This window comes from Paenibacillus sp. FSL R7-0272, assembly GCF_037969905.1.
Taxonomy (GTDB): Bacteria; Bacillota; Bacilli; order Paenibacillales; family Paenibacillaceae; genus Paenibacillus; species Paenibacillus polysaccharolyticus.
Window position 1 is genome coordinate 5379279 of the sequence record NZ_CP150221.1, and the last position, 17730, is coordinate 5397008.

The 17730-nt window shown below is 45.6% G+C and carries 9 protein-coding genes and 1 riboswitch; of the genes, 4 read left to right on the forward strand and 5 right to left on the reverse strand.

The annotated features are described in order from the left end of the window. Positions 1-326 precede the first annotated feature (326 nt). Positions 327-3176: an ATP-binding protein gene (locus MKY23_RS23850; protein ID WP_339832666.1), complete on the reverse strand. Its 2850-nt coding sequence runs from the start codon at positions 3174-3176 to the stop codon at positions 327-329. Positions 3177-3515: 339 nt separating this feature from the next. On the opposite strand from MKY23_RS23850, the gene MKY23_RS23855 reads away from it, so the two are divergent. Beyond that, complete coding sequence (locus tag MKY23_RS23855) at positions 3516-4214, forward strand: response regulator transcription factor (protein ID WP_090924466.1); 699 nt, start codon at positions 3516-3518, stop codon at positions 4212-4214. Between the two features lie 82 nt (positions 4215-4296). Here MKY23_RS23855 and MKY23_RS23860 read toward each other — a convergent pair whose 3' ends face one another. Continuing rightward, positions 4297-4713 (reverse strand): hypothetical protein, encoded by a 417-nt coding sequence (locus MKY23_RS23860; protein ID WP_154960162.1) that lies wholly within the window; start codon positions 4711-4713, stop codon positions 4297-4299. Positions 4714-4966: 253 nt separating this feature from the next. Between MKY23_RS23860 and MKY23_RS23865 the strand changes: the two genes are divergently transcribed. The 3 genes from MKY23_RS23865 to MKY23_RS23875 all read left to right on the forward strand — a co-directional run bounded on the left by MKY23_RS23865 (position 4967) and on the right by MKY23_RS23875 (position 8871). Continuing rightward, positions 4967-6109 (forward strand): virulence factor, encoded by a 1143-nt coding sequence (locus MKY23_RS23865; RefSeq protein WP_339832670.1) that lies wholly within the window; start codon positions 4967-4969, stop codon positions 6107-6109. Between the two features lie 172 nt (positions 6110-6281). Beyond that, a riboswitch (Lysine riboswitch) is annotated at positions 6282-6500 on the forward strand. A gap of 112 nt (positions 6501-6612) precedes the next feature. Next, the gene (locus tag MKY23_RS23870) at positions 6613-8103 is read left to right on the forward strand and encodes an amino acid permease (protein ID WP_339832672.1); all 1491 of its coding nucleotides are present in this window, start codon (positions 6613-6615) and stop codon (positions 8101-8103) included. Between the two features lie 138 nt (positions 8104-8241). Further along, entirely contained in the window at positions 8242-8871 is a 630-nt protein-coding gene (locus MKY23_RS23875; protein WP_339832675.1) for a class D sortase, read from the forward strand. A gap of 157 nt (positions 8872-9028) precedes the next feature. Here the strand turns inward: MKY23_RS23875 and MKY23_RS23880 are convergent, their stop codons facing one another. From MKY23_RS23880 to MKY23_RS23890, 3 genes are all read right to left on the reverse strand, one after another. After that, positions 9029-13573 carry a collagen binding domain-containing protein gene (locus tag MKY23_RS23880; protein WP_339832677.1) on the reverse strand — a complete coding sequence of 1515 codons (4545 nt, stop codon included), beginning with the start codon at positions 13571-13573 and terminating at the stop codon, positions 9029-9031. A 210-nt stretch (positions 13574-13783) separates the two neighbouring features. Beyond that, the gene (locus MKY23_RS23885) at positions 13784-14911 is read right to left on the reverse strand and encodes a transglutaminase domain-containing protein (RefSeq protein WP_339832679.1); all 1128 of its coding nucleotides are present in this window, start codon (positions 14909-14911) and stop codon (positions 13784-13786) included. A gap of 320 nt (positions 14912-15231) precedes the next feature. Further along, entirely contained in the window at positions 15232-17616 is a 2385-nt protein-coding gene (locus tag MKY23_RS23890) for a YcdB/YcdC domain-containing protein (RefSeq protein WP_339832681.1), read from the reverse strand. Between the last annotated feature and the right edge of the window lie 114 nt (positions 17617-17730).

Consider the following 17730-nt stretch of genomic DNA (forward strand, 5'->3'; position numbering starts at 1 on the left):
CGTTATGGGTTATGTACATGCCTGAACGGATTTTTAATAACTCATAATACGAATGATGCTTTTGACTACGGCGTACAGTACAACTACAGCCGCCACCAAACAAACGATGATGAGCGTTTTCTCTTGTTTGCGAAACATATACGTGGTGCCCTCCTTTTGCACAGAATGCAAATTATGGCTCTATATACAGTGTGCAAAAGTTCCCGTTTTTTTATCCCAGATGACGAAAAACAAAGTTAGAACGATAAAAAAAGCCTTTACCTTTCCGCACGGTCACGTGCCAAAAGATAAAAGCTCAAGATATTATAATAACGATATGTTAAGAACTAGAGAACAACGTCCTGTTTGGGCAACCTGACTTTGAACGTACTGCCTTTCCCTGGCGCCGACATGAAGGTCAGACTTCCTTGATGATCCTCCACAATTTTGCGGGAAATATACAGACCGAGGCCCGTGCCACCAATCTGACGATGATCCGAATTATCTACACGATAGAATTTGTTAAACAGTAGATCCTTCTCACTCTCGGCAATCCCTATGCCATAATCCCTTACATCGATGCACAGAGCCCCCTCTTCTTCCCATAATGTGACGTCGATTCGCTCTGCTCCTGGAGAGTACTTTACCGCATTGCCTATCAGATTATGCAATACTTGAACCATCCGGTTCTGATCCGCATAAGCAAAGAGATCACCATTAAAGACATGCACATAGATCCGCTGAGAAGACTTCATGTTCCATTGTTCTGCTACACCTTCAACAAGGTCCACGAGAGGAACGTAGGTCATATGATAAGTCATCCCTTCATTATCGAGTCGTTGGATATCAAGCACATCATCCAGCAAGCTGCTCAGACGTTTGCCTTCAGACGCAATAGTCTCCATAAACTCCTTACGTTGGGATGCCGGGAGGTCATACATTAACATCAGTTCAACATATCCCATGATGGTAGCCACAGGTGTACGAAGTTCATGAGAAACAACGCTAATCAACTCGTTTTTCATCCGGTTCAGCCGCTCTTCACCCGTTAAGTCACGAAATACGAGCAGGAATCCATGATTTTTCCCTGGCACGTCCATCTGTTTCATGTACAACGAAAAAACGCTTTGTTCCACGTTATCAAAATAGAAATTGGTCTCGATGAATGCTTGTTCTCCATCCAGAAATGCTCTTGTCTGTTCTGTCAGATTGAAGTTATCCGTCTGTACCATCGAATCGATGGCTTGAGCCAAGTCAGTGATGGATTCTCCTAGAAAATTACCTAGTCCAAACATCTCTTCTATTCGGCGATTCACAATTGTAATCGTGCCTGAACGGTCAGACATGACAAGTCCTTCGCGAACCGATTCAATGAATTGTTCACTGATATCGCGCTGTTCCTGAATTGCTGCCTTCTCTTGGAACAACTCCAGGTTAAGGTGCTCCAATACAAGGGCATGACGCACCCGGTCTTCTTCTGCACGAGTACGTTCTGTAATATCTTTGATGAACAGATTGTATAACGTCTCGTTTTTCCCCAATTGAATCTCTACAATTCGATACTCAATCGGAAAAACGGAGCCGTCATTGCGAACACCTAATATTTCATCAACCGTGATATACCGTTTGCCTTCGACATACTCATATTGCTCTAACATCAACTTAATTTCCTGTAAACTAATCCCCTGGAAAAGAGATGAGGCTTCCTTCTGCAACAAAACCTCTTCCCGCCCCAATCCAAACATCCTTTCGGCCTCAGGGTTAAACTCAATGATCACCCCTTGACAATCAACCGAGATAATGGCATCAATTGAAGATTCAATAATGGCACGTTTAATGCCTTCGCTGTTCTTCAGTTCCTTCGTACGAGCAATGACCCTGTCCTCCAGTGTTAACTTATCGAGTCGAATCTGTTCGAATTGTTCGAGTAACACATCCGCCATCTTGCGTAAGTTTCCAATGAGGATCTGCACTTCGGTCACATGACTGCTCGGCCAATCCATATTTCCGTTTCGAAAAAGTAGACGAGGAAGAGAACCTGTTAACCGGGTCAAACGAAGTAAGGGACTAACCACTTTGCTACTCAAAGGAGCTGCCACAATCATGGATGTAACGATAATAACGAATAAAGATTGAAAAGTAGTCAGATAGATCTTCTCAATTTGCGTGTAATACTGGGACGAATTGGTTTCAACAAACACCTGATAAGGGGTAATAGCCGTTTCCTCAGCCTCATAGATAAAAGAAGCTTGCCTCCAATGATCCAATATATCGCTGTAATGAGCTTTCTCTGAATTTAAAAGAATTGGGCCGCTCCTGGATGTCAGCACCTGAAAACTATCCAGGTTTATGAATTCTCCCGGAAGATATTCAGGGATTCCAGAAACAACAACAGTTCCACGCTGATCTAGCAAAATCACATTCATACCCAGCAAATGGTGGTAACGCTCTACATTTTCAGCAAGGTTATCCGGTGTTACATACTGTTCATCTAAATCCTGAACCACAGCATTCGCTGCATGCTTCATATCCCGTAAGATGGATTCGTTCATCTGGCTCAATTGTCTGCGACTATCCACTGACAACAGGACAAGAGAGACAAACACAACAAAAGCAACCACATATTTAAATGCAATTCTCGCTAGGGGGATCGTGCCTGCACGTTTTGCCTGATGTTCACCCAAAGTGATCCAAAAATCAACCACAATGCCTGCAATCAGGGCGTTTACCATGCTCACGACAGCCATGTACATATATTCATATTTAGTCACTTCAACACTCAGACCTAATACGTAATATCCGTAACCAAGTACAGGAAGCAACATCGCAACCCAGAACACAGCGTTAGCTTTGATCAGACTGCCTTTTTTATAATACCTCTGCCACCCCAGCATCCAGGTCAGCTCTATAAAATGTCCAGCCATGACATAAAGGTTATGCGAATCCAGCCCAATGATTAGGCTTTTAGATAGATAGACTAACGTAAGTGATACAAAACCGTATATCCCTCCATACAAACGAAGGGCAACCAATGCTGTGGCACTAATGAGTACAAATTGAACACCATAGAACAATGTAAACGGAAAAATGGAACTTAGTGTGCCAAAGAATACCAGAAGACATGTTCCAATCCAAGGTCTTCTCAGGTGCAGTAGAATCCGTTCCAACAGGTTCCTTGCTTCCGTTATCCCATACATATACATCTGTCCTCACCGTGGATTCGAGGTACTTCTGCCCTCTTTGTTCTCTCTAACAACATCTGTTCCCCCTAATAGCTGGCGATAACTTCGAACCTTTTTTCCCTTTAAGCACTCTGATCCATTATACTTTAATTAACATTCATAATACGTATGGCAAAAATTATGATTCGGCAAAAAAAGTAATCTCATGATAAACTACACTATCAAGGTAAAGTCTTTTTGCAAGTTGGTGCTACTTCCTATATTCTGGAATAGAACCATTAAATTTTTTGCGGTATTTTTCATCATTTCATCGTAATTTCTTAACAAATCCTCGTTCGTAAGGAGTGTGAAGCTATGTCAATCAAAGTACTTCTTATAGAAGATGAAAAGAATTTAGCGGACATGATCGCTTTTTTTCTTGATGAGGAAGGATACATAACCGAGCGGGTTCATCATCCCCGTGAAGCACTTCATTTATTTTCCCAGTTTCAACCTGATATTGTGGTGACAGATTTGATGTTGCCCGAAATTGACGGTAACGAACTTGTTGATTCTTTTCGGCAACATTCCACCGTTCCTGTCCTGATGATATCTGCGAGTACGATGTTAAATGATCGACTTCGAGCCTTACATAACGGTGCTGACGATTTCCTCTGCAAGCCGTTTAGTCTGAAAGAGTTGGACGCCAGAATTAAAGCATTGTTACGCAGGTCGATTATCACTTATCAGGATAAACCCGTTAAAGAGAATCAGCCATCTGAAGTGACAGGTCACATTAGTGTAAATGAATACAGGAGAACGCTATTTGTAGATAGTGTTGAAATCGATGTAACCCATATCGAATTTGAGATTATGAAGGAATTGTATCGCAATCCGGGCAAAGTATTTACCCGAAATGAACTGATGGACCGCATCAAAGGCTCAGAACGCGCCTATCTGGATCGAACCATCGACGTACATATCTCTAGTCTTCGCAAAAAAATAGAGCCCGACCCCAAAAATCCCCGTTTTATTAAAACGGTATGGGGTACAGGCTATAAATATATGGTCTAGTTGGTCGTAGGTACAGCCATCACAAAACATAAACATAACAAAGCTGTATAAAAACAGTTGCAAGCACCATGCTTCTTTCGTTTTACCTGATGTGTAAAGCGGAAGGCATGGTTATTGGTGTTTCGTACCCGAAAGTTTGCAGCCACTTCTCGATGCCGCTAACCAATTGATCGGGGTCTTGTTCATTCCAGAGCATCAACTTCATAACACCAATACCTGTAATCTGTTGCAGATGACGCTTACGGACCAAGGATGTAAAATCGGTAATGACCAGTAGAGGAACATCTGGTACAAAAGCACGGATGGCTTTCGCCGCGGCTATGGCCTGATCAGCGTTCCTATAATCCACAATGCAAAAACGGGAATTCTCCCAATCCCCTCTTCCTGTTCCCTTTACTGAATCTGATGGCGCAGAAGCAATCCAATCCTCAAACAAAGGTTTGATTTTCTCAAAGTTAATACAACGCTCTCCATCCGTTAGCACAGTAACAGGCTCCATAGATATAACCTCCAATAGCTTCTTACCTATATTGTGTCAGGTTTCATTTAAAAATGTTTGTGCACGAACATGAAAGAAGTGTTAACAATCTTCGCACTTCTTCACATACCTGCGCTAATGCTTCTCCTCGGCATGTAATTTCGCAGTTTTCCTGATTTCATGTAAAATAGAGGTGTCCGTTAAAATAAAGGTACTGTGTGATTTATTTTACGGGAGCTTATGTATCAATCTGCTATTATAGGAGGTTTCACCCATGAATATAGTTTCCATTGAACCAACACCGAGTCCAAATACGATGATGTTACATCTCGACGAACGTCTGGAAGACGGGATTCGCAGAACCTATACACTGGACAACGAACGTTCAGCCCCGGCGTTTATTCGCCAGATGTTACACATTCCAGGCGTGAAAAGTGTATTCCACACGACCGACTTCGTTGCTCTGGATCGTAAAGGCAATGCAGACTGGTCTGTGATTCTTGGTGAAGTACAGAGCCGTCTGGGTCAGGAAAGCGTAAATCTGGACTGGATTGAATCAGAAGATGCTTCAGGTGAACACTTTGGAGAAGCACAAGTTTTTGTTCAGTTTTTCCGCGGAGTGCCGATGCAAATTCGCGTCAAAGCCGGAACGAAAGAGGAACGGATCTCACTGTCAGACCGTTTTGTCAAAGCCGTTACGGAAGTTGCCAGCGCTACACTGATCAAAGAACGTAAACTGAGCGATTACGGGGTACGGTACGGTGAACTACCGGATATTGCGCGTGAAGTTGAACAAGAACTGGAAGCGGCTTATCCACCGGAGCGATTGGAGCAGGTTATTCAGCAAGCTATTGCGCATGGTACAAATACAGAAGAATTCGTTGAGCATCGGCGTGCTCTGGCTGGACCGGAACTGGAAGAAGCTCTTCAGAATGAAGACTGGAATGTACGCTATGCCGCACTGGATGGTATGGAACCAACAGAGGAAAGACTGCATCTGGTAGCAAAGGCACTGCGTGACAGCAAAATGCAAATTCGTCGCTTGGCCGTTGTCTATCTGGGGGATATTCGTACACCTGAAGCGATGGAACTTCTGTATGAAGCGCTTCGGGACAGTTCTCCCGCTGTACGGCGTACTGCCGGGGATACTTTATCAGACATCGGCGACCCTGTTGCCACACCGGCCATGATTGAAACGTTGACGGACAAGAGCAAACTTGTGCGCTGGCGTGCGGCTCGTTTTCTGTATGAAGTCGGAACCGAAGAAGCGGAGCAGGCTTTACGTCTCGCCGCGGAAGATCCCGAATTTGAAGTGAGCTTGCAGGCCAAAATGGCGCTAGAACGTATCGAGTCTGGTGAACAGGCAGCTGGAACGGTGTGGCAGCAGATGGCAGGACGAAATAAAAAGCAGGATTAGATTTATCTTTTAGTTTTGTCCTTTAGGAACCTTCCAGGGAACAATCCAACATTTGTTATTGCACTGTAAATCGATGAGCGGTATACTTGTTGTCTGTTTGATTAACAGGTTACACGCTGCTCAAAGCGTGATTTCTAATTTCATAAACAATAGATACACCTCATCCATTGCATGGTGAGGTAGAGGTCGCGGGTGCGATCAGTAAGCTGAAGAAGGCGCTAGGAGCCGCTGTTGAGATCAGCCGAAAGGTGTGCCCGCCGAAGTTTACTGGACGTTCCTTTATCGGTCCGGTGAGCTGGGGCTGCAGCCGAAAGGTGCAGAACTGTCACAGAAGTATTCGTATCTTTTTCTAAAAAAGGTATGACTTCTTCTGTGTTGAGCTATCTTAATCATCTGGGACATGGTGCGGATATAAATATCAAGACCGCAGGCTCATGCCTGTGGTCTTTTTTTGTTTATGGATCTATGATCTGCATCAGCAATACAATTGAAGGAGTGTTTTCATGCAAGACCGCAGCAACCAATCACACACAACAACAACTGGACCTACACTGAAAAAAGGATTGCGTGCACGTCACATGACCATGATTGCCCTGGGCGGCTCCATTGGTACCGGACTCTTTCTGGCAAGTGGTACAGCCATCTCAACTGCCGGCCCTGGCGGTGCATTACTTGCCTACGCGGCTGTTGGAATCATGGTTTATTTCCTCATGACCAGCTTGGGAGAACTCGCAACCTTTATGCCGGACTCCGGTTCTTTTAATACGTATGCGGCACGTTTCGTTGACCCCGCACTCGGCTTCGCCATGGGCTGGAACTTCTGGTACAACTGGGCGGTAACGATTGCCGCCGAACTCGCTGCGGCTACCGTTCTGATTAAATATTGGTTCCCGGACAGCTCATCCATGTTGTGGAGTCTGCTATTCCTGGTACTGATCTTTGCCTTGAATATCCTGTCCGTCAAAGGATACGGGGAATCGGAGTATTGGTTTGCCATTATCAAAGTGGCCACAGTTATTATCTTCCTGAGTGTCGGCGTATTGATGATCTTTGGTATTCTAGGCGGTGAAGCTGTTGGCTTCAGCAACTTTACAATCGGTGATGCACCATTCCACGGGGGCTTCTTCGCTGTGCTCGGCGTGTTTATGGCCGCAGGTTTCTCCTTCCAGGGAACGGAATTGATCGGTGTCGCCGCAGGTGAAAGTGAGAATCCACGCGAAAACGTACCTCGTGCCATTCGCCAGGTCTTCTGGCGCATTCTGATCTTTTACATTTTGGCGATTACTGTAATCAGTTTGATTATTCCTTACACTCACCCGAATCTGCTCAAAGGTGATCTGGAGAACATCGGGGTTAGTCCGTTTACGCTTGTCTTCGAAAAAGCAGGACTTGCGATTGCGGCTTCTGTCATGAATGCCGTCATCCTGACTTCCGTGCTCTCTGCCGGCAATTCCGGCATGTATGCTTCAAGCCGTGTGCTCTATGCACTTGCCCGGGATGGCAAAGCTCCACGTTTCCTTGGCAAGCTGAATAAACGAGGCATTCCGATGAACGCGCTGCTTGTCACAACCGCTGTTGGCATGCTTGCATTTTTGGCTTCCCTCTTCGGTGACGGTATCGTCTATACTTGGTTGCTGAATGCATCCGGCATGTGTGGATTCATTACGTGGCTAGGTATTGCAATCAGCCATTACCGCTTCCGAAGAGCCTATGTCGCACAAGGTCGGGATCTGAGAGATCTGCCTTACCGTGCGCGGTGGTTCCCGTTTGGTCCAATCTTTGCCTTTGTACTGTGTATTATCGTTATTCTTGGACAGAACTATCAGGCATTCACAGGTGACCAGGTCGACTGGAGTGGAGTCCTTGTTGCTTACCTGAGTGTACCGTTATTCCTGATACTATGGCTCGGTTACAAATGGATTAAAAAGACCAAAGTTGTCCCTCTACAGGAATGCGACTTCACACCTGCTGAATCTTCAGGTATTAAGGAGTAAAAGACTAATCCTAATCCCTTGTTCTACAGAGCAATCTGTTTGGAACAGGGGATTTTTCTGTCCATATTTTGTATAGGTTGATCCGTACAATAGATAAGGGAACACCTATTATACTCTCAACCGAAGGAGAGATGTACTTTGAAAAAGTGGTCTGTCCTGCTTGTGCTATTAGGCCTGTTGACGATCAGCTTTCCAACGCTGCAAGGAATGTATTATGACTGGCAGCAGAGCCGAATCCTGAGTGAACTGAAACATCTTCAGTCCGGCCTGTCTCAACTGAATCTTACCTTTGAACGCAGTATAGATACCGGTCATTCAGACCAAGAGGGAACTACCGGGGACATTGCCGCCAATAATTCCCTTGCACCCGGAACACTTGGAATTATCTCTATTCCGGTTATTGATGTGCGCTTGCCTATTCTGGAAGGTGCGACTCAGGAAAATATGAAGTTTGCTGCAGCCCATCTGATGGAGACAGCTTCAATCGGACAATCTGGTAATGCGGCGATTGCTGCTCATCGTGCTCATCGAAAAGGTCGATTATTCAACCGGCTGGGTGAGCTTCAAATGGGCGACTCTGTAGAGATCATACTTGCCAATCAAACAACCATACACTACAAAATCGATCAGATTTCCGTTGTAGAGCCTTCCGATGTATCTGTTCTGGAAGACCCGGGCCTTGGAGAAGTTCTAACGTTGATCACCTGTGATCCGCTGATCGATGCAACACATCGGCTCATTATACGCGCTGTGAAAGTAAACACTTAAATGGACTGCTACACCGTGATACAGCCTTAACCAAGAAAAAAACGTCAAAACACCCTCCCGCCTGCTCACGAAGATCAATTCTTCGTGGCATAGGCCGGAGGGTGTTTGATTATACGTTATTCGTATTTGTCCAGATCAGGGTGTCCAGCATCTCACTTTAGCGTTGGAACTGCTCTCTGCGCCGGAAGTACAAGTACCCTGCACTTCCCATAACCATCAGCATTAATCCCGAGACCGTGTAAACGATGGAGCTCTCTTCACCTGTCTTGGGCAGCATGCCTTGAGCTGACGTATGGCTGCTGTTCCCTGATGAAACCTCACGATCAGAATCTGTACCCGTAGGACGTGTAAGATCACCATCTTCGCCCGTATCATTGCCTTCTGTCACCTGAGGCTGCGTCTCATTTCCATCGACCGTTTCAGGCGCTGGAGGCGATGTCTCGGAATCATCATCCGGCTTGCTTCCACCCACGCTTCCTTCTGCGGGTTCCGAAGGCTTCGTTACAATCGTACCAGGCACGGATATTTCCGGTGTTTTCCCATCAGGTGTATTTGGTTTCGTTGGTTCTGGAGTGTTACCAATGTTAGGCGTACCCGGATTATACGGCTCACTCGGCCCGCCTGATACCGGAATAGCCCGGTTTGTCTTTTCTACAACAACGGCCTCGGTTTGTCGATTGGTAATTTCAAATACAACTGGCGTCTGATCCAATTGATAACCAGAAGGGGCCTTCACTTCAACTAACTGATACATATTGGGTTCAAGCTGCTGTAATTTAATCTCACCGTGGAGATCGGTTGTCAATAATGTCGGGTTGATGCCTGTAACCACATTAAACAGCCATTCTCCATCCGGCCCCATAAGTGCTGATTGGGCACGTAATTCAAAGACCGCACCTTGCAGATGCTGCGTTCGGCTTGCATTATATTTCACCAGCTTTACCGAACGGTCATTTTCCTTGTTTTCGATCGTCACTTGAGTGTCTGGCTTGGTAATGGATACCGAAGTCTCCGGGGTTTCTATCACGAAACCTTCAGCTTTGGTTTCCACCAGTGTATACACATCATAAGTCAGATTGCCAAATTCAATGATACCCTGTTGATTCGTAACCCCGGTATCCACAATCGTGTTGGAGGAATCACGCAGTTCGAACTCAATTCCGCTCAATGGAGCTTGATCCTTGGCATTTACTTTCGTTACGGTCAGTTTACCTCCCGTACCGATGTGGTTCGTTTTTGTAAGTGTCACAATTTGTGTCTGGTTCGCAGTAATCGTGAACGGAATAGGTGTACTATCCACTGTATAAAATTTCGGCGCCTGAATTTCAATTAATTCATACGCCCCTGCTTCCAAATCTCCCTTGGTGATTCTGCCGTTCACTCCTGACGTGAGTTCATTAAGCTTCTCACGCGTTGAGCCCTGAATGTGATATAACTCAAAAACGGCCCCCTCCAGCGTCTTGGCTGGATTTGCTGCATCTACCTTGGTCAGTTCAAAGCCCTGACGAATCTTTTCGTTTACAATCTCGAAGGCTGCATCCGCATCCTTGAACTGTATCGTTTTGCCTGAAATAGAACCATACTCAGCGTCTGTTAGATATCCAGCGGGTGCTGCAACCTCCTTGAGGCGGTAGGGTACACCACTCGTGAGATGCAGTCGATAATTCCGACTGCTTTCGGCCATTCCGTTCGCATCTGTCGGTTTCAATGTTTCCAAAAGAATTGTTCCAGATGCATTATAGATCGCGAAGATGGCTCCTTCCAGCGGTTGTCCGGTGTCATCCACCTTATGCACTTTGATTTTCCCCACTCCGGTGGATGCCCCTCCGCCTGCACCAGCCATCGATACCTTGATACCAGCCTGGCTGCCTTCTCCCGCAACGGAAGAGGACTGTCCTGCAAAATCAACCTGATTTTGAATTCTCTCGCCATCATCAGCATTGATGTAGGACTGATATTCCAGAAGATATGCCGTGTTTAAGTCATGCTTAAATGTGAAAGTAAATGTGTTACCGTCCACTGCCAATTCATATTCCGATGGATCAACCAGCCGATCCTTCACCGAAACATCGCCTGAATTGTTTGCAGGCAGTTGAATTTCATACAGCTTCATTGAATCGGCAAGCAAAATCTGGTTGCCGGATAACGTGTCCGTTAATTCAGAACCCGCGGCAATGAATGACTGACTTGGATTAATGTTTACAACCCATGAGGCCAGATCTGATGTCCCCACCTGACGGCCTGTTTTGTTCACATATACTCCGCCATGGGCTGGAGTAACTACAGCCTTCTTGTCAAAACGTACAGGCCCGCCTTCAGCATCCGTCAGAACAGCATGATTGCTGTACGAACCCTCCACTGCATACGCTCCGTCCAGACTCGTTTGATACACCACGCGATAAGCTTTTTTGCCGATGTCACCCAGATTCAGCGTAAAACCTTTGCCATCCGGGTTAAGCTGGAATTGACCCGATGTCAACGTGACCTCATCACCAACTGATGTAACATTGTTGGCACCCCTCAATTCAAGCTCATTCACTTTCAATGATCCATCCACAAAGGATTGATTCCCGATATAGGCATCCTTGAGAATGGCCTCCTGAAGATCGAACAGATTGTAATTCACATCAATGGTCCAGGTAATCGCTTTGTCCCTGGCGCTGTATTCGCCCCTCTTGTTACCATTCTCAATTGTGTAATTCTGGGGTCTGACCACAGCAAACTTTGTTATAGCGGTCTGCGGAATGCCTGATTCATTCCAGTTTAGCGTTGCCGTGTTGCGATATTCATTGTTTGTTGGCATTCCAGCCGTTGGATCAAAGCTTGTTTTATAAGTGATCAGATGTTCTTTATTAATCATACCGCCAGGTTTCAGGCGAATCGTAAACCCTTTTTCATAATTCACATCCGCCGGGTCTGCTACAGGTTCTGCCTCGAACTGATCCTGCTGATCGCCACTGATCTGCAGACTGCCCGGAATAAGCTTCATATGTCTGCCTGTATAATCATCTGTGATGACGATGTCCGTCATCTCCTTCTGATCCCGGTTCAGCACAATCTGCCACTCGATTTCCTTGGCATTGAAATTTTCATTTTTTACACTCTTCGCAAAAATAACTTCCTCAATATTTTTTTGACCTTCCTTGGTCGTGCCATCCTGTGTGTTTACTGTATTAACTACAGTCTCATTTTCGTATATCCGCTGTATGGCCTGGGTGTCATATTCAATCTCATAGGCTTTATCAATATCGTTGTTGAACTGCAGCTTAAAACCTTCATTAAAACCGGTGCCGACACCAGTCACCGTGTAGTTTGCAGGATCAACCTCTGTTCTTGTACCAGGGCGACCATCCGATTGAATCTGTACTTCATATACGCGAAGTGAACTTGCAATCAGCCTCTGTTTTGCCGTATCGAAACGGTCTTCAAGCCATGCACTTGCCTGTGCAATGGTTTGCTGATTATAGTTGTACTGAACCTTCCATGTAATCGTCTGAGTAACTGGATCGTATGCACTTTCTTGTCCCGACTTGTTCAGCGGTTCATTGAAACTAACCGTAACACGTCCAAGATCGGATTCATTATACTCGCTCTGATCTGCTGTCAGCGTCACTTCATTGGAATAAGTTACACCTGTATAGGGAGCACTAGTCGGTGCCTGAATGTTCGTCTTGTATGTGACACGATATGCTTTGTCGATATTGCCCAGGTTTACAGGGAACTGGGTTGCTGTATTAACAACAGGACCTTCCTTCACGGAACCATTTAACTGGACCTCCAGCTCGCGGATCTCAATATCCCCTTGAAGTGACAGCCCCAGCGGTAATGTATCCTCCAAAACCACATTGTTCATGATCTTTTCGGCCTGATTAAAATCTACGGTCCATTCAATCTCATCCGAATTGAAATTATTTTTGTTTGCTTTCCCTGTCTTCTGAAGTTCATCCTTCGCGGTGTTTGCAAAATTCACATCAATAATGCCTTGACCTGCACCACTAAAATCAATCTTCTGTTTCAGTCCATCTTGCATCTTGCTCTCGTCAAATTTGATCCACACATAGAAGTTTCCTTCCAGCTTGGCATGTTCGAGCATTTCATTAAAGGTAAATACAATGGTGCCGTCCGGGTTCACGACGTATTCTCCGACGCCCCCGTCCAAACTGCCCCTCAGCTGTGAGCCTATCATAAACTTGTCAGGCAGGTGGAATGTGAAGGTCGATCCATCCCCGTAAGAATGGGTATCATCCCCAAATCCCCATTTAAAAACAACCGCAACTTCATCCGATATCCGTGGGCGAATATCCTCAATCTTGTCTCCCTTGACTTCGATCTGACCGTTGCCGTCATAATCCGGCTTCTGGTTGTACATCTGCACACTCGTAATCAGATTCTCCTGAATCTCGGGAGCTGCAGCAGCGGTAGCCATAAGGCTTACGTTTGTATGGTTCGCTTCCTCTACAGATGCCGTTTGATCCACATCTCCCTGGACTGATTCATCATCCGTAGCAGTATCCGTATTGTCCTGTTCCTCAGGAACCATGTCATCCTCTTCTGGTGAAGGTGGTTCTAAATTATTCATTGTACCCGCCGAGATCAGGTTCGTGTCATCCTGAGCATGCACAGTTGATGTTAACACCATCCCTTGTAGCAATTGCGTAACCAGCAAAAGTGCAATCATCATGATGCCCACTTGTCTCTTCATGTTCCGCATATCCTCCTCGCTCATAATGTTGGCAGACGCCGAGGAATAGAATAACAGGGGAACCTATACAAAAAATAGACAATGGACATGCTGGCAGACTGGACAACAAAAAGAGCACCCGTCATGCGGTGCTCTTGGTACGAAGATACGTTGATACAGCTATATTTGACGCCACTGAACCTGAACCAGACTATATGCTCCTGCCCTCTATTACAAGGTCCAGTTAATTTTGACACGCAGATCTGTTGTATCTTCCATCTTGGAGACAAAATAAGAGATAGACTTCATACCCAGCTGGTACAGATCCTGCAAATCTTCGATCAAACTGCTCTCTGTGCCCTTATATCTGAAGGTTAACGAAGTTCCGCCCTCATTTAGCACACCCTGAACTTTGGTTTTGAGCACTGCGCGTTCCTTGACTGCATCCTGTTCATTATACAGAGAATACTCCAGTGCATGGTACAGCTTTTGGTATACCTCCTGCTTGTTTCCGTCCGTCTTCGCCAGTTTAAGCAGAGCATCACGGTAAGGTGCATAGGCTGCAGGGTACTTGTTTTTGCCTGTCCAGACATGGTCACGCACCATCTCTTTATCACTTAACAAGTAGTAGCTATGACTCACAACGCCTTTGCGATCAGGTGTTGGATCATCCCACGTCGTGTCCATATGGTACCACTTTCCATCCAGCTTCACCAGGTTCCAGGCATGAAGTTGCCCGCCTGCTTGACCTTCGACGATGCGATTCTCAATCCCTACCCGCTCCAGCATGCGGTAAGTAAGCAAGGAGTATCCTTGACATACGGTACTGCCTGTCGCAAGTCCGTCATAAGCCGTATATTTTTGTAATGAAGTATCATAAGCAAGATTCAGCACAATCCAATCATGAATAACTTTAACCTTCTCATGACTCGTCATGCCGGGTTTAATAATTTCTTTGAGCACACTAGCTACTTTCCGATTCACATAATCGGTCTGCGCCTTCGTTTCCCGGTAAGAGAGGGTCACATCCACCTCGGCCGATGTATTGGAGCCTTTATAGTTAAACGCATAACTTTTCACTGTATATTGAATATAAGGATCACTCTTCATTGCTTCATCGATAGAGGTCTGCAACTGTTTCTTGAGGCCCTTCACATTCCCCTTATAGGTAAACACCACTTTCTCTGTACGCTGCGACATCGCATTCAACAGTGTCTGACGCAAATCCGTCGCTGTAGATAGTTCGGACGTGCCTGACGCTGCATACAATTGATCCAGGTCAACTGTACGCGGCAACCAAGCGGCAACAAGACAGCCTGCCAGCAACATGGTGATCACTCGTTTACCGTTCTTACCCATGAAAGGACCCCACCCTTCTTCGTAGCATTCTCATGCCCTATTGTATCATAAAAGGTCTTGCTTTCATTGTTGTATATAAGTTGAATTAAAAATTTCACACAGTCCACTTCGTTAACGTGTAAAAGAATAATTCAACTTGTATCTTTCCAATCTTAGTGGAATCAAGTGGAAAAGGGACCTTCTCGGAAGGCCCCTTGAACTTTAGTTGCAGTCATCATGTTTGCCGCTTCACTTCATCCTATGTCTTCCTGGAGCAAATTATGAGTGGCTTTGCATGCGTACAGATTCGTACACATTAATGCAGTTCAGCCTGCCTGGAATCAATAAAGGCGGCTACCCGTCATGAACGTGTCCGTCTTCCCTTGCAACTTGGCAAGTCGTTCAAGAACTTGAGATGCCTCAGCTACCGTTACTTTGCGCGCAGGCATGAATCTTCCCTCAATAGAAGGTAACAAGCCAAGCTTCAAGCTCAGAGAAACAGCACCCTTATTGTTGATCGCACCGGCATCGGCAATGTTAGGCAAATCTGACGGCTGCATATAGAATCCAGCGAGCTTCTCATAACGTAGAATACGCATCAGCAAGACCGCCAATTCTTCACGTGTCATTTCTTCCTCAAGTTTTAGCTGCTTCTCAGGGTCAGCTCCACCGATCCATCGTTGATCTATAAGGACTTTCACTGCCTTGTAATCCGGACTTTCTATCGTTACATCAGCAAAAAGTTTTTCATTGCTCTCGCTGTTATAGTACATGTCCATGTTCGGATTAATTGCTCTTGCCAGATAATTGAACCAATCTCCCCGGGTAATGACCCGATCCGGAAATACACGTCCCTGCTCGTCAGCAATCAACACCTTATGCTTGGTCATGTTACGCAAAGCTGATTCAGCAATATGACCCGCAATATCTGTCGGTTCAATCTGAGATGCCGCATGGTCTAGACCGTACATGAAGAACCATTGACCTGTATTAGCATCCAGCAATTCGTTCAAATTGTATAGAGATTTCTTACCGCTTACAGGTACATAAGCCAAATTCACCCCCACAGGTACAGGTTCACTAGTACCCAAACCGAACCCACCGTAACGAGCATAATTCAACGTTAACGTATATTTCTTCAGATAGAGTTCTTTAGCTTTTTCGTAAGAGATTGCAGGTGTAATATCTGCCGGTAGTTGCTCAGGAGATGCCGCCAAGCGTGTATAAAATTCAGTAATATCCCCATTGTTCCTTACCTGCACCTGTGCCGTGTCATCCTGAACCCGAATTCCGTTCAAATAACGCTGAAATACAAATGTACGAGCATCGTCTGCTTCTATCATTGTGGCCAGTTGATACTGCTCTTTGGCTTGTGGTACAGCGGCAATGATCGTATTCATCGCAAGTTTCTCGGCCTGTGTTGAAGTAACCGTCTTTTTCTCCTTCTCTTGAGAAGGTTTTTCCTGCCCCATCTCTGGTCCAACCCGTTGTATCAAATTGTAGCTGTAGACCTGTCCGGTAACCGCATCGACCTGTGCCGAAATATCACGCATGAACATATAGGATATGTTTGCATTACGATTGCTCCAGCTCAGACTCCAGACCTGGCTGTTCGCATTGCCATAGTAACCTTTGGTTAATTGACTGTGTTCGAGTTTGTAATCCTTGGGAATGTCAAAATTGGCTGCAACCCGCTCTACTGCCTGTTGCACATTTAAGCGCTGACCGCTGGCTGCAACAAATGCCGGCCCATTGCCTGTTACTTTTTTATTTTGTTGTGAACTGCTCTTGTCCACGGCTTTTCCTGTCATCACGTCAATTCGGTCTAACGTGTTAGCGTTGATCGGCCCCATACTATCACCTTTGGGCAAATAACCGAGAACATATTTTTGCCCTTGTCTGGATGACCATTGTTCTTTGGAGATATAGGCAAGCTCTACATCAAATCCATCTTCAAATACCTGTCTGGCCTGCTCTTCCGAGGCCTTCGGCTTGGAGGAAGGATATTTCGCCGAGATGGTCGAACGTGAATACGATGTGGCTTGACCTCTCTCATCCACAGTTATGTAGACTGTCTCTGCATCCGACACGACGCCATCATGTTTTAAGTTATAGACAAACTGATATTCATTGCGGCCAAATAACGCTTGTTGTTCCACAGGTGAAACCGTGTCTCCTAGCGGCACATACTGTCCTTCCTGTAGTTCAGGAATTGCCTGATGTAGCAGTTCCAAAGCTGTTTTTTCAGCTTCCTCCTTGGTAAGTTGAACATCTGAACCGGATGACAGCTGACTCTCCACAAATTCAGATGGCAAATGTACGCTTAGGACTTCCCCCGTACCTGCATGCACATTCGCGCTGAATCCCATGGAATGATTACCTTGTACAATTTGAAATCCAATATCCCATACCTTGTAATCCGGCGGTGGGTAGGAATTGGATACATCGAAATTAGCAGACGAGATCGTCGCTTTTTTTAATAACGGAAACAGCTTTAATATATTATCAGCGGCTTGCCTGGATGAAATTTTTGCACCCTCCGGCACGTCATTGCTTGTTACGTCTAGTTGATCGTTTTCCCCCGACACTGCTTCATTCACTGAGCCAGTTCCCGCCTGAGCAGCGGATGCGCTCCCCGTCAAACCCGGTACCTGTGTCGTAAACAGCAGAGTTGCCATTGCTGTTGCTGCGGCTTTGGCTGTGAACGTTTTTAGCCTTCCATTCATGTTCCAATCCCAACTCAAAATGGTTACCTCTCCCTTCAATTTCATGCAGGATGCATCATAAATACTCTCGCATGAATTTTGCCATTCTAATCTATGATACCATAAGCTTCCTTT